At 65.9% G+C, this 12,977-nt stretch carries 15 protein-coding genes; 6 read left to right on the top strand and 9 right to left on the bottom strand.

Annotation, left to right across the window (positions count from 1 at the left end):
* Positions 1–112: 112 nt before the first annotated feature.
* Positions 113–2,035 carry an LTA synthase family protein gene (locus tag ACZ5YA_RS26480; protein WP_464091437.1) on the top strand — a complete coding sequence of 641 codons (1,923 nt, stop codon included), beginning with the start codon at positions 113–115 and terminating at the stop codon, positions 2,033–2,035.
* A gap of 19 nt (positions 2,036–2,054) precedes the next feature.
* Here the strand turns inward: ACZ5YA_RS26480 and ACZ5YA_RS26475 are convergent, their stop codons facing one another.
* On the bottom strand, positions 2,055–2,660 hold the full coding sequence (locus ACZ5YA_RS26475) for a DNA-3-methyladenine glycosylase I (RefSeq protein ID WP_054457558.1): 606 nt from the start codon (positions 2,658–2,660) through the stop codon (positions 2,055–2,057).
* 240 nt (positions 2,661–2,900) lie between these two features.
* Here ACZ5YA_RS26475 and ACZ5YA_RS26470 point away from each other — a divergent pair, with 240 nt between their 5' ends.
* Complete coding sequence (locus ACZ5YA_RS26470) at positions 2,901–3,362, top strand: YkgJ family cysteine cluster protein (protein ID WP_059373686.1); 462 nt, start codon at positions 2,901–2,903, stop codon at positions 3,360–3,362.
* Positions 3,363–3,374: 12 nt separating this feature from the next.
* Here ACZ5YA_RS26470 and ACZ5YA_RS26465 read toward each other — a convergent pair whose 3' ends face one another.
* Positions 3,375–4,238 (bottom strand): alpha/beta hydrolase, encoded by an 864-nt coding sequence (locus ACZ5YA_RS26465; protein ID WP_419342237.1) that lies wholly within the window; start codon positions 4,236–4,238, stop codon positions 3,375–3,377.
* 187 nt (positions 4,239–4,425) lie between these two features.
* Positions 4,426–5,208 carry a helix-turn-helix domain-containing protein gene (locus ACZ5YA_RS26460; RefSeq protein ID WP_118932622.1) on the bottom strand — a complete coding sequence of 261 codons (783 nt, stop codon included), beginning with the start codon at positions 5,206–5,208 and terminating at the stop codon, positions 4,426–4,428.
* Between the two features lie 104 nt (positions 5,209–5,312).
* On the opposite strand from ACZ5YA_RS26460, the gene ACZ5YA_RS26455 reads away from it, so the two are divergent.
* The 3 genes from ACZ5YA_RS26455 to ACZ5YA_RS26445 all read left to right on the top strand — a co-directional run bounded on the left by ACZ5YA_RS26455 (position 5,313) and on the right by ACZ5YA_RS26445 (position 6,566).
* A complete protein-coding gene (locus ACZ5YA_RS26455; protein ID WP_054457561.1) occupies positions 5,313–5,753 on the top strand; it encodes a Fur family transcriptional regulator in 441 nt (146 codons plus the stop codon).
* Positions 5,750–6,169 carry a hypothetical protein gene (locus ACZ5YA_RS26450; RefSeq protein WP_059373688.1) on the top strand — a complete coding sequence of 140 codons (420 nt, stop codon included), beginning with the start codon at positions 5,750–5,752 and terminating at the stop codon, positions 6,167–6,169. The genes ACZ5YA_RS26455 and ACZ5YA_RS26450 overlap by 4 nt, the downstream gene beginning before the upstream one ends.
* 109 nt (positions 6,170–6,278) lie before the next feature.
* A complete protein-coding gene (locus ACZ5YA_RS26445; RefSeq protein WP_059373689.1) occupies positions 6,279–6,566 on the top strand; it encodes a hypothetical protein in 288 nt (95 codons plus the stop codon).
* 12 nt (positions 6,567–6,578) lie between these two features.
* On the opposite strand, the gene ACZ5YA_RS26440 is transcribed toward ACZ5YA_RS26445, so the two are convergent.
* From ACZ5YA_RS26440 to ACZ5YA_RS26420, 5 genes are read right to left on the bottom strand one after another with little or no spacing between them, the layout of a single operon-like run.
* Positions 6,579–7,598, bottom strand: coding sequence for a fumarylacetoacetate hydrolase family protein (locus ACZ5YA_RS26440; RefSeq protein WP_464091436.1), 1,020 nt, complete (start codon positions 7,596–7,598; stop codon positions 6,579–6,581).
* Positions 7,595–8,137, bottom strand: coding sequence for a VOC family protein (locus tag ACZ5YA_RS26435; RefSeq protein WP_251877913.1), 543 nt, complete (start codon positions 8,135–8,137; stop codon positions 7,595–7,597). The genes ACZ5YA_RS26440 and ACZ5YA_RS26435 overlap by 4 nt, the downstream gene beginning before the upstream one ends.
* Positions 8,138–8,145: 8 nt before the next feature.
* Positions 8,146–9,123, bottom strand: coding sequence for a Bug family tripartite tricarboxylate transporter substrate binding protein (locus ACZ5YA_RS26430; RefSeq protein WP_464091435.1), 978 nt, complete (start codon positions 9,121–9,123; stop codon positions 8,146–8,148).
* A 30-nt stretch (positions 9,124–9,153) separates the two neighbouring features.
* Complete coding sequence (locus ACZ5YA_RS26425) at positions 9,154–9,357, bottom strand: hypothetical protein (protein ID WP_059373693.1); 204 nt, start codon at positions 9,355–9,357, stop codon at positions 9,154–9,156.
* A complete protein-coding gene (locus ACZ5YA_RS26420; RefSeq protein ID WP_464091434.1) occupies positions 9,354–10,997 on the bottom strand; it encodes an FAD-dependent monooxygenase in 1,644 nt (547 codons plus the stop codon). Before ACZ5YA_RS26420 ends, ACZ5YA_RS26425 begins: the two co-directional genes overlap by 4 nt.
* A gap of 100 nt (positions 10,998–11,097) precedes the next feature.
* On the opposite strand from ACZ5YA_RS26420, the gene ACZ5YA_RS26415 reads away from it, so the two are divergent.
* Positions 11,098–11,901 carry a helix-turn-helix transcriptional regulator gene (locus ACZ5YA_RS26415; RefSeq protein ID WP_059373695.1) on the top strand — a complete coding sequence of 268 codons (804 nt, stop codon included), beginning with the start codon at positions 11,098–11,100 and terminating at the stop codon, positions 11,899–11,901.
* Between the two features lie 35 nt (positions 11,902–11,936).
* Here ACZ5YA_RS26415 and ACZ5YA_RS26410 read toward each other — a convergent pair whose 3' ends face one another.
* Positions 11,937–12,890 (bottom strand): LysR substrate-binding domain-containing protein, encoded by a 954-nt coding sequence (locus ACZ5YA_RS26410; RefSeq protein ID WP_464091433.1) that lies wholly within the window; start codon positions 12,888–12,890, stop codon positions 11,937–11,939.
* Between the last annotated feature and the right edge of the window lie 87 nt (positions 12,891–12,977).

Below are 12,977 nucleotides of genomic sequence, written 5' to 3'. Positions count from 1 at the left end.
AATGTGACCCAGGCATCGGCGCCTACCGAATTTTCGACGCCGGCAACGCTCAAATGCCTGAACGACAGACCCCGGCCCCTCGGACCGGGCAGCAGAACAACCTGGAGGCCCGATGCGGCATTCGACCTTGATTTTCGTGGTGGCGGCATTTGCGCTGCTGACGCTCAGTCGCCTGGCTCTCGCCGCTTGGCAGTCCAAGCGCGTGCGTGATGCCGGGGGGCTGATCCCCCTGCTGCTGGGAGGGCTGCGCATCGATGCGCACCAGATCGCCGTGCTGGCGGCGCTGCCGGCCGTGCTGTCGCCCTTGTTCGGCCACATCCCGCTGGCCGCCACGCTGGCCGGCTACTGGTACTTGGTCGCCTTCATCCTGCTGGCCTTTCTGGAAGTCGCCACTCCGCCCTTCATCCTGGAATACGACTCCCGCCCCAACCGCCTGTTCGTCGAATACCTGAAGCATCCGCGCGAAGTCTCCGGCATGCTCTGGCGCGGCTACAAGGGCGCGCTGGTGGGCGGCCTTGCCGTGGTGGCCCTCATCGGCTGGGGCGCCTACGGCCTGTTCGGCCACGCCCAGCCCGACGCGCAACTGAGCTGGTGGCAGATGCCGCTGGCCAGCCTGGCCATTCTCGCCATCGTCATCCTGGCCATCCGCGGCACGCTGGGCCACCGCCCGATCAACCCGTCCTCGGTCGCCTACAGCTCGGACGGCATGCTCAACACGCTGGCGCTGAACTCGCTCTACAACGTGTTCTACGCCATTTACAGCATGAAGAACGAAAAGTCCGCCTCGGCCGTATATGGCGGCATGGACGACGACAAGATGCACGGGACGGTGCTGGCCCAAGCCGGCCTGCCCAACCCGCCCGCCAACCCCGACTACCCCAGCCTGCACCGCCAGGTGGCCACGCGCAAGACGGCGCGGCCGCTGAACCTTGTGATCATCCTGGAAGAAAGCCTGGGCGCGCAATATTGCGCCGGCCTGGGCGGCGCCGACCTGACGCCGGAACTGGACGCCCTCGCGCGCGAGGCCTGGACCTTCACCCGCGCCTATGCCACCGGCACCCGCTCGGTGCGCGGGCTCGAAGCGGTGGTCACTGGCTTTCTGCCCACTCCCGCCCAGGCGGTACTGAAGCTGCCGCGCTCGCAGCGCGGCTTCTTCTCGCTGGCCGATCTGCTCGGACGCCATGGCTACCATTCGCGCTTCATCTACGGCGGCGAATCGCACTTCGACAATATGAAGGGCTTCTTCCTGGGCAACGGCTTCAAGCAGATCGTGGATCGGCCCGATTTCGTGGACCCGGCCTTTGTCGGCACCTGGGGCGCGTCGGACGAAGACATGTTCAATCAGCTGGACCGGCTGCTGCGCGAAGATGGCGACCAGCCCACCTTCACGCTGGCCTTCAGCGTGTCCAACCATTCGCCCTGGGAGTACCCGGCAGGCCGCATCCAGACCGACGGCAACCCGGCCACCGTGGAAAACACCGTGCGCTACGCCGACTGGGCGCTGGGCCGCTTCTTCGAACGCGCCAAGGCCTCGCCGTACTGGGAAAACACCGTGTTCCTGATAGCGGCGGATCATGATTCCCGCGTCTTCGGCGCCAGCCTGGTGCCCGTGCGCCACTTCCATATTCCGGCCGTGATCCTGGGCGCCGGCATCGAGCCGCGCCGCGACGACCGCCTGATCAGCCAGATCGACCTGGCGCCGACCCTGCTGTCGCTGATAGGCGTGGACACCGAGCACCCCATGATCGGCCACGACCTCACCCGCAGCACGCCGGGCCGGGCGATCATGCAGTACGACAACACCTACGGCTATCTGAAGGAAGACGAGCTGCTGGTGATGGCGCCCAACAAGACGCCGCTGCAATATCGCTACACGGCACCCGAGGAATACGCGCCCGTGCCGCTGGACCCGGAGCTCGCCGCCGAGGCGCTTGCGCACGCGCTGTGGCCCAGCTGGGCCTATCGCGAAGGCCGCTACAGCCTGCCGGAACAGGCTGGCGCATCATCCGCCCCCGGCGACAAGCCTGCCGCCTGAGCTCCCTGCCCCGCGGCCGCTACGCCGGCCGCTTGAATGCCTTGCGGGCTTTCTCGCTGGCGGCGTGGCAATGGCAATCAGGGCTGTGGTCATTCACCATGCCCACCGACTGCATGAATGCATAGACGGTGGTGGGCCCGACGAACTTCCAGCCCAGTTTCTTCAGCGCCTTGGACAAGGCCTCGGATTGCGCCGACGTCGAGGCGCCGCGGGTCGACGGCGCCCCCTTCGGGGCTTCGAAACGCCACAGGTAGGCGCCCAGCGAGCCTTCGCGCTCGATCATTTCCAGCGCGCGGGCGGCATTGTTGATCACGGCTTCGATCTTGCCGCGATGGCGCACGATGCCGGCGTCGTCCAGCAGCCTCAGCACCTCTTTTTCGCCGAAGCGCGCCACTTTCGCGGGCTCGAAGTTGGCGAAGCCGCGCCGAAACGCGTCGCGCTTGGACAGGATGGTGCGCCAGCTCAACCCCGACTGGAATCCCTCCAGGCAAAGCTGCTCGAACAGCGCCCGGTCGTCGCCCTCGGGGTAGCCCCATTCGGTGTCGTGGTAGGCCATGTACTCGGCGGAGGTGTCCACCCAGCCGCAACGGATCAGACCGTCGGGGGATTCGGTATTGGCGTTCAAGGCAGGCTCCTGGGCGCTATCGGGGCTACCGATGCTACCGCAGCAACGTCCCCGATAAAAGTCCGCCCATGCGCAAAAAAAGCATGGCGGCCGCCGATCATATCCCGCTACTATTTGCAGCCCTGATCCCGCGCCGGCCCTGTCCGCGCGCGTCCCGGCGCTGTACGGGGGGTCTGCGTCATGCGGGCCCGTTTTGCGAGCCAGCCGGGGCCTGGACAGGTTTTCAGCCTTCCGCGCGCCATGTCCCTGCTAGAGTCCTCTCTCATTTCCTTCGTCTCGCCTGCCGTCCTGGCTGGCGATGACCCGGCCGCCAACCCCTGTCTGGACTGCGGGGCATGCTGTGCGCATTTCAGGGTGTCGTTCTATTGCGGCGAACTGGCCGGCGAGAACGGCGGCCATGTGCCGGTGGAACTGGTGACCCAGATGAGCCCGCTGCGCGCCTGCATGAAGGGTACGGAAACCGGCGGCGGCCGCTGCATCTCGCTGCGTGGCGAACTCGGCCAGCCCGGCATTCATTGCGCCATCTATGAAAATCGCCCCACGCCATGCCGGGAATTCGACATCTGGATGCCGGACGGCTCGCCCAATCCGGATTGCCAGCGCCTGCGCCTGGCGCTGGGCCTGGCCCCGGTGCCGCCCCGGCCGGACGCCGAGAACGATCCGCAAGGCCCCCTGCACCCCAACCAGCCCGCCGCGGCCTGAGGCAGCGGGTTTTCAGCCGGCGCAGGAATGGCTGGCCTGCGCCAGCATCGCCTGCCCGGAGCAAACGTCGGCGGCGGGCGCCGGAACCCGCTTGCGCATGCGGACGATGTCCGGATCCTTGCCCAGAAAGCCCAGCACATTGCGCATCACCCGTTCGCGCTCCTGGTCCACGCAGATCATGTGATAGCTGTCCTGCAGCATCACCACCGTCGACTGGGCAATACGCTGCTCCAGAAAGCGGGCTGAGCGCGGGCTGGTCAGTTCATCCTCTTCCGCGTGCATGATCAGGGTCGGGCAGCGCATGCGCTCCAGCCCGCGCCGGACCATGGCGCGCAGCCGGTCCACCTGGCGCACGCAGGCCAGCGGCACCCATTGGTAATGGAACCCGTCGCCGCGCGCAAAGCCTGCCTTGATGAAGGCGCGCACCAGTTCACTTTTGACGCCATATGGATCTTCCTCGCGCACCCGGATCCGCCGCCGCAGGCCCGGCAGACGGTACGCCAGATAGCGCACGGCCCGGTACCAGGGGGTGCTCCACCCATCCAGGAACACTGGCGCGGACAGCGATACCAGCGCGCCGCGCGCGTGCGATTCGCGCTTGCAAAGCTCCACCGCCAGCAAGGCGCCCAGGCACATGCCGATCACGTGCAGCACCTCGTATTGCGCGCATAGTTCGCGATAGCGCTGCGTGACCACCGCCATCCAGTCCTCGACCGTCACATCAAGCAGATCTTCCGGACAACCGGCATGGCCGGGCAAGGTCACGCCGTGGGGTTCGACCCCGGCGCGCGCCAGCACCTTGTGCATGGCGCCCATGTCGAATTCGGTGCCGCCCAAGCCGTGGATAAGCAGCGCGCCAACGCGTTGCTGGCTCACGGCGCGCTCCTGGCCGGCGGCAACGCCAATAAAAACAAGTCATTCATGAAACACCCCTGAAGCATGGCGGGCAGGACGAAAAGGCCTGTCCGACCCTGGCGTCATACTAGGCAGGGGGTGTCCGGGAAGATCGGCAAAACTGTCGGAGAACCGTGAAAATCCGTAAAGCCCGCGGGCCGGGGCCGCGCTACTCGCGTTCAGCCAGATAGCGCGTGGGCGTCACGCCGAAGGCGGCGCGGAAGCTGCCGATGAAGGCGCTGGTGCTCTCGTAACCCACAGAGAGGCCGGCCTCGGTGACGGAGCCGCCGCGGCAAAGCAGCTCCAAGGCGCGCAACAAGCGCGCCTGCTGGCGCCATTGCCCCAGCGTGACGCCCGTTTCCTGGCGGAAGCGGCGCATCAATGTGCGCGAGGACATGCTCAGGCGCTGCGCCCACTCATCGATGCCGGCGGTGTCATCGGGCCGGTCCAGCAGCGTATTGGCCAGATCTTGCAAACGCGGATCGGCAGGCATGGGCAACAGCACGGGTTCATGCTCGCGCTGCTTGAGTTCTTCCAGCAGCACGTCGAACAACTGTTCCTGGTAGGCGGGAGACAACGTCGTGTTCGGCTGGACCGAGGTAAAGCGGTCCATCAGGGCTTCGATCAGCCTGGACGCGGGCCAGGAGCGGCAGCGGTCCGGCAGGCGGTCGCAGGCATCGCGGCGCACATACAGGAAGGACCCGCGCGCTTCGCCGAACCAGCGTGCGCCGTGCTGCACGCCCGGCGGAATCCAGCCCAGGCTGCCCGGCATCACCGTCCAAACCTGGGCGCCCGCCTGCACCAGTACCAGCCCTTCGTGCACGAGCACTAGCATGCCCTCGTCATGGACATGAGAAGGTACGGCAATGCCTTTGGATTCACGCCGTCCCTGGACGCTGAACGGCGTCAGCAATACGTCCGGCAGGGGAGGCGCCACGGCCACGTGAAGCATGGTTGGCAGGTTTGAGCTACAGGTTGACGGTTTCCGGTGAGCGGGCCCAGTTGGAAATGTACATCATTCTCACCTGGATATCAGCCACGCAAGGAAAACCTCCCATGGACCACTCAAGACTGCGCCATGCCGGCATCAAGGCCACCTTCCCGCGCATGAAGATCCTGGATCTCTTCTATCAACATGCCGGCCTGCACATGAGTCCCGCCGACATCTACCGCAACCTGCTCTCGGACAGCAGCAACATCGGCCTGGCCACGGTTTATCGCGTCATCACGCAACTTGAAGGCGCCGGCCTGCTCAAACGAACTCAGCTCGACGCCCACACCACCGTGTACGAGCTCAACGACAAGGGACACCACGACCATCTGGTCTGCACCGATTGCGGACGGATCCTGGAGTCCAGCGACCCGGCCATGGGCCAGCTGGTCCGGAAGATCGCCAAGCGCAGCGGCTTCCTGCTGGACTCCTACAGCCTGGTGCTTTACGGCCACTGCGGCTGCGGCAAGAACGCCGCCGCCCTTCCTCACGGAGAATTCGAATGAACCACGAACAGTTTTTCTTCCACGACCTATCCCAGTTTCCCATCGTCACGTCCAGGCATGGCGGCGCGCCCGACGGCTATTCCGCCAGCTGGATACGCGAAATGGAGATGCTGGTGGACAACCCCCAGAGCTTCGTCATGGTCGTGCCCGACATGCGGCAGGAAGCCGGCCAGGCCGACCGCAAGGCCATGATCGAATGGCAGACCGCCAACATGCCGCGCCTGAAGGCCCGTTGCCGGGCCTTCATCGCCGTGGAGGGCAATGCCGAAGCGCTGGACAAGATCCGCAAACGCGGCGAAAAAATGACCCGCGCCTTCGGCGTGCCATTCCTGGCCGTGGCCACCGCCGGCCAGGCGGCGCAATGCGCCCGTGAACTGCTCGGCCAGTCCGGCCCGGGGGGCTTTATCGTGGACTAGAAGGCTCCGTCGATTTAAGAGTTGGCCGCCAGCGCCGTTGTCCATTGATGTCAAGGCGCTGGTACCCGCCGGGTAGCGCGCCCCCTCAACCCAGGACCGGCCGCCCAGCATGAACCGCGCACTCGCCTGCATTTTTTGCCAATCGACGCTTGCGCAAGGCGCCCCGCTGCTTGAACAAAACGGCGCAGCCATCTGCAAGACCTGTGCCGACAGCTTCTCGGCCCGGTTCGCAGAACGCTCCTGGACCATGGCGGCCACCCTGCAGGAACAGCTCGACGTGTTGCTGGAGGAAAGCCGGCGCGCCCTGGCGCACAGTGAATTGATGGCGGAGCGCGCCCGCAGCTGCGGCCTCAATCTGCATGATCTGTCGGCCATGCCGGCGCGCACCCTGTCCTGAAATCCCCAACCGTCAGCGCCCGCTTCCCGCGATTTCCACACGCTGGTCGATGGCGCCGAACGGCGCCTCGCCATCTGGTCCGCGCGCCAAGATGCGGACGCGGTCGCCATGCCGCAGATAGGGCGGCAGCTGCGCTTCGGGCACACCGTCGAGTTGGGCACGAACCCGCGCCTCGGTAATGCAGGCGCTGCCCGCGCCCGGATCCGCATTGCTGATGGTCCCCGCGCCGACGATGCTGCCCGCCGCCAGGCTGCGCGTTCTGGCAAGGTGCGCGATGATCTGGGCGAAGTTGAAGACGATTTCGCTATTGGCGTGGGGCTCGCCGAAGCGCTCGCCGTTGATTTCGATGCGCACGGGCAGGTCCAGCATGCAATCCTTCCAGGCGGCGCCCAGCGCGTCCGGCGTCACCGCAATAGGCGCGAAGCTGGTCGCCGGCTTGCTCTGGTAGAAGCCGAAGCCCTTGGAGAGCTCACCCGGAATCAGCCCGCGCAGGGACACGTCATTGAGCAGGACCACCAGCGCGATCAAATCGGCGGCCCGGGCGGCATCGGTGCCCATGGGCACATCCTTGGTGATCACGGCGACCTCGGCTTCCAGGTCGACCTGATGGGCCTCGTCGATCGCCACGATGGCGTCCTGCGGCCCGATCATCACGTCCGACCCGCCCTGGTACACCAGCGGCTCCTCTTCGTAGCGCGGCGGGATGGGCTCCCGGCGCCACTGGTAGATCAAGCGCGCATGATTGCGGTAGACGGAGGCATCCGCCCACTGATAGGCCCGTGGCAACGGGGCCATGCACTGGCTGGCGTCGAACGCGCCCGCTCCCGCCCACTCGGCGGCGTCGAGCTCCTGCGCGTGGCGGGCGAGCTGCGGCGCCAGCGCGTCCCAATCATCCAGCAGGGTTTGCAGCGTAGCGGCGCAGCTCCCCGCGGATATCCATCGCAGGCCCGACGGGCTCACCAGCATCAGCTCGCCGTCACGCGTGCCGTTCCTGCGCGTTGCCACGCGCAATGGCAAAGCAAGCTTGCTCATGCCAGCCTCCCCGGCGCCGCCGCGACGCCACGCTTGTGCTCGGTCCAGCGGTCCAGCGCCGCGCGGGCCTCCCCCACATAACCTTCGACGACTTCCGGCGCGGCCACTTCGACCGTCAGCTCCAGCCGCAGGCCGTTGGGATCGAAGAAGTAGATCGATTCGATGTAGCTGTCGTGATCCGTAACGCCGACCACCTCCACGCCGTGAGCCTCCAGCCTGGCCTTCATGGCAAGCAGATCGTCGCGCTGCGGCACCCGCAGGGCAATGTGATTGACCCATCCGGGCGTGTTCGGCGACGGCAGCGCCGCGGTCTGGTCGCCCAAGTCGAAGAACGCCATGCAGGAGCCGTCCCGCATGCGGAAAAAAATATGCACATAGGGGCAGTATTCCCCAGTGCTGGGCACGGAGTCCTTCTTGATGACGTGCACCAGCGGCAAGCCCAACAGGTCTTCGTAGAAGCGCCGGGTCTCCTCGGCGTCCCGGCAGCGCCAGGCGAAATGATGCAGTCCCTGCACGGGACGGGCGGCAGTATGGTCCATGCGATTCCTCAATCGAGCGATATCTTGTTGGCGCGGATGACTTCGCCCCAACGGGCAGATTCGGCACGCGCCAGGGTCCTGAACTCATCGGGCGTTCCGGGCAACGGCTCGAAACCGAACTCGGCAAAGCGCTTCACCACCGCAGGATTGGCCACCGCCGCATTCAGTTCCTGGTTCAGACGCGCAACCGCTGGCGCCGGAATGCCCTTGGGGCCGAGCATGCCCTGGAACGCAAACACCTCGGCGTCCGGCACGCCCAGTTCGGCCAGCGTCGGCACCTCCGGCAGCAACGGCGAACGGGCCTGCGAGCCGATGGCCAGCGGCCGCACCTTGCCGGCCTTGATGATGGATGCTCCCGAAGCCAGGTCCAGGAACATCACCGGCACCTGCCCGCCCATCACGTCCTGCATGGCAGGCGCGGCGCCGCGGTAGGGCACGTGCGTCAGGCGCACGCCAGTGCGGCTCTGGAACAGTTCCATGGCCAGATGATGCGGCGAGCCGTTGCCGACCGAGGCGTAGTCCACCTTGCCCGGCTCCGCCTGCACGCGCTCCATGAACGCCCTGAAATCCGCAGCGGGAAACGCCGGGTTCACCACCAGCACCAGCGGGAACTTGCCAATGGCGCCGATATACGTGAAGTCCTTTTCCGGACTGAAGGCCAGCTTGCGGAACAGGTGTTCGTTAAAGGCCAGCACGCCGTTGTCCGCCGACATGACGGTGTAGCCGTCAGGCTTGGCATTGGCGACCTGCTCCGCGCCGATGTTGGTCGCGGCGCCCGGCCGGTTGTCGATGATGATCTGCTGGCCCAGCGCGGCGCGCATGGACTCGGCCAGCGTGCGCGCAAGGTTGTCGGTGCCACCGCCCGCGGGATACGGCACAACCCACTTGATCAGTTGGTCGGGATACTTGGCCTGGGCGCGGGCCAGCGGCGTGGCGGCGGCCAGGGCCGTGGCCCCCAGCGCCTCGAGGAAATGGCGTCGGTTCAAGTCTGTCTCCTTTGGAATGGTCGTCGCCGATCAGTCGGCTGAAAGCGAGGGATCGGGCAGGTCACGCAAAGCCTGCTCGATGGCGTCCAGGCAACGCTGCTCGTCCTGGACCTGCTCGAACAGCAGCAGGGCCAGGCGCGCCAGAAACAGGGACTCGCGTCCGCGCCCGGCGGTTGCAATGGCATTGCTGCAGCGCGCATAGATGCGGTCCTGAACCGCGGCGTCGGCAATCATTGAATGGCTCCTTGCGCCCCGCAGGCGCGTTCGATGGCGGACAGCACCGTATCCAGCGATGGCGAGCGCCACCGGCCGCAGACATGGCCGTCGGGCCGCAAGAGGTAGGCCGTGCCGGCCTGCGGCGACTCCGCGTGCGCCGCTGGCGCGGCACAGCGGCAAGGCAGAAACCGCCACTCGGGCGAAGCCGTCAGCGCTTCCAAGGCCTGTTGTTCCGGCCAGCCGTCGAACGCCAGCAAAGTGAAACTGCCGGGGGTCAGCAGATCGGTCAGGTGCCCGCCGTCCTCCGTCCCGCCATCCGACAGCGGCGCGCCCGGCGCCCAATCGCCGCCGTCCTCGTCATCCGTCGACAAGGGCGATCCCGCGTAGGCGATGGCCCGCGTCTGCCGCGGATTGACCAGGCGCGCAATGCCCGGATGCCGGCCCGCCAGCGACAGGCTGGCCTCGCGCATCAGATCGAAGCCGCGATGCGGCGGCGACATGAACTCGGTGCTGCGCATGGCGTTCTCGGCATTGATGTGGAACGCCTGCCGCCGCTCGCTGCAATAGCTGTCCAGCAGCGTATCCGTGCCCTTGCCTTGCAGCACGGCCGCCAGCTTCCAGACCAGGTTGTCGGCGTCGTCGAAACCCGAATTCAAGCCGCGCACGCCGAAAATCGGCATGGCATGCGCGGCGTTGCCTGCGAACAGAATGCGGCCATGGCGATAGGCGTCCAGCGTCATCGCGCCGGCGCGGTACACCGAAGTCCACACCGGCTTCCATGGCAGATGTCCTTCGCCGATGGCGTCCAGATGCGTCTGCACGAATGCCCGCACCTGATCCCGCTGCAGGGCTTGCGCGGCATCCGCGCCGGCCGCCAGTTGATAGTCCACCCGCCAGATGTTGTCCGGCTGTCGATGCATCAGGATGGTGGTCCCGCGCGCCCAGGGCGGGTCGAACCACGCGCGTCGTTGCGCTGGGTACTCGCTGGCGAGCTCGATATCGACGATCGCATAGCGGCCTTGATAGCCCGTACCCTTCAGCTCCAACCCCAGGCTGGAACGTATGAAACTCTGGCCGCCATCGCAGGCCAGCAGCCAGTCGGCGCGCGTCTCGTAGCTGCCCAGCGGATTCTCGATCCGCAAGCTCACGCCCTCAGCGTCGGCACGGCATTCGGCCACCTTGCTGGCCCAGCGGATATCCACCCGCCCCGGAAAGCGGCCGTTGATCTCGTCGATGGCGTCCAGCAGGAACTGCTCGATGTAGTACTGCTGCAGATTGATCATCGGCGGGTACTTGTCGCCCGGCGCCGACGGCATGTCGAACACCAGCACTTCCTCGGTGCCGTAATAGCTGCGGCCCCGGGTCCAGGCCAGGCCCTTCTCCATGAAGGCCGGCGCCACGCCCAGACGGTCCAGGATTTCCAGGCTGCGGCGCGAGATACAGGCCGCCCGGCTGCCCTCGCAGACCGAGTCGTCGGCCTCGATCACGACGCTGTCCAGGCCCAGTCGGGCCAAGCCCAGCGCGGCCGCCAGCCCCACCGGACCGCCGCCCGCAATCAGCACGCGATGAGGCCGAGCCTCACCGCCTTCCGCGTTGAGCCGGGGCAGCGACGGCGGGAAGCGCCGGTACTCGAAGGGGCCGATTCTTTCTAAGGGCATGCGCAAGTCCTGTCATCAAAAGCCCGTATTGGCTTGCGTCATATTCTGCGGGGCCGGACTGGTTAATATGTCCTAATTAATCAGGACAGACTAACCCGCTATGAAGCTGCTGCCGCTGCCACCGCGTCCCCTTCCTTCGGGCCAGGCGCTGAGCATCGCACTGATGAATGCAATCGGCGCCGAAAACTTCGCCGCCGGGGTGCTGGACGCACTAGGCACGACCTTGCCCGCCAGCCATTGCACGGTGTTCGCACTGCGCAGCAGCGGGCGCGTGGAAGCCGTTTCGAGCGCCAGCGCCATCGGCGAGGTCGCGACGCTGACCGCCATCGAGTACCTGCGCCTGGGCTTCGACAAGCAGGACTCCAACATGGTCTGGCTATCCCGGCGCAAACCCGCCAAGGCGCGCCAACTCTGGATCGGGCATCAATTCGCCAAAGAGGTTGCCGATGCCCACTACCGCCGCGTGTGCTACGACGACCCTGGCATACGCGAACGCATGTCGCTGCTGGCCGTGTTTCCCGATGGCTACCGGGTCGCAGTCAGCCTGCACCGGAACTTTTCGTATCCGGACTACGGTTCCAAGGACTTCGAACGCATGTCGCAACACGCGTCCCTGATTGCCGCAGCGGTCATGCGCCATGTCCAGGTAACCCGGCGCGCGCCCGCGGACCAGCCGCTGCAGGTTCAGCTCATGACCAAGCTGTCCGGACGGGAGCGGCAGTTGATCACCCATGTGCTGGACGGGCTGACCACCAAGGAGGCCGCGCGCGAAATGGGCGTGTCGGAAACCACCGCACTGACGTACCGCTACCGGGCTTTCCAGCACCTGGGGGTGCGCAACCATCGGGAGCTCATGGTGCTGTTGGGAGCGAGCGTGCCAAGACGAGGCCGGCCGACTCGCTGAATCGGGTCGACAAGAGCGTCGTCATCATGAACAAGCTAGTCGTGCTCTATTCCAGGAGCCCGAACCTTCCGCCTCGACCTCCCCGCCTTGCTGGAAGCAACCATGGCGTCGCGAGCCTCAATCAGACACTCGATGAAGCATTCGGCCGCCGGCGTAGGTGGCGACTCCTTCCGAGCAAGAATCGAGATGCGGGCGGAGGGAAGCTCATGCGTCAATTGCATCATGCGCATGTGCGATGGCAGCAGCTCGTGTTCAAACAGCGGGCGCACAAAAATGCCCAGCGCATCGCTTTTTGCCATGATGGCCAGCGCGACGGCTACCGAGTGGCAAGAGATGATGTCGCGCGGCAAGGGTAAACCGTGAGCGGCGAAAGCCATTTTCACCAGGTTCGCGGGAGCTCCCGTGTTTCCCGGCACCAACCAGGGCGCGTCGTGCAATTCAGTCAGGCTGCGGGCCCAGCGCAGTGGATGGCCTAGGCGCGCGCCTATCGCAAGCGGCAGGGTGAACAGAGGCCGATGCGCGAAGCCATCGTTGATCTCCCCGTCGTATTCCGTTTGCACAAGAAAATCATAGCGGCCTGAATCCAACTGCTCGTGGCTGTAGGGTGGTCCCACTTCGTTGAACGCAACGGCCACCCGCGGCATGCGCGCGCGGAAAGCCACAAGCGCGTCCGGCACGACGACCAGCGCCGCGGAACTTACGGCCAGGCTCAGAGTGCCTCCCTCGCCGTCGCGCATCTGGCCAATTTCATCGCGGGCCCGGCGGGTCTCCTGCAGGATGACGATCGCCCGCTTGTACAAGGCTTCGCCATAAGTGGTCAGCTCCACGCCTTTGACACTGCGGCGTACCAGATCTACTCCCACGCTCTGCTCAAGTTCGCGCAAGCTGCGTGTCGCAGCAGGTTGGGTCACCGCGAGCGCACGCGCAGCCGCTCGGATGCTGCCATGCTCGGCAATCAGCGCGAAGGCGCGCAATTGGCGTAGGTTCATGCATTCGGCTCCGGTAGGTCCCGCGGGGTATATAAAAAAAAAGAAAGAACGGAACAAAATTTCTGTCTTTTTTTATTCTATGGCATC

The organism is Achromobacter sp. JCM 18799, assembly GCF_055395645.1.
Note: the sequence above shows the minus strand (reverse complement) of the source record. Positions and strands in the feature narration are given on the sequence as shown.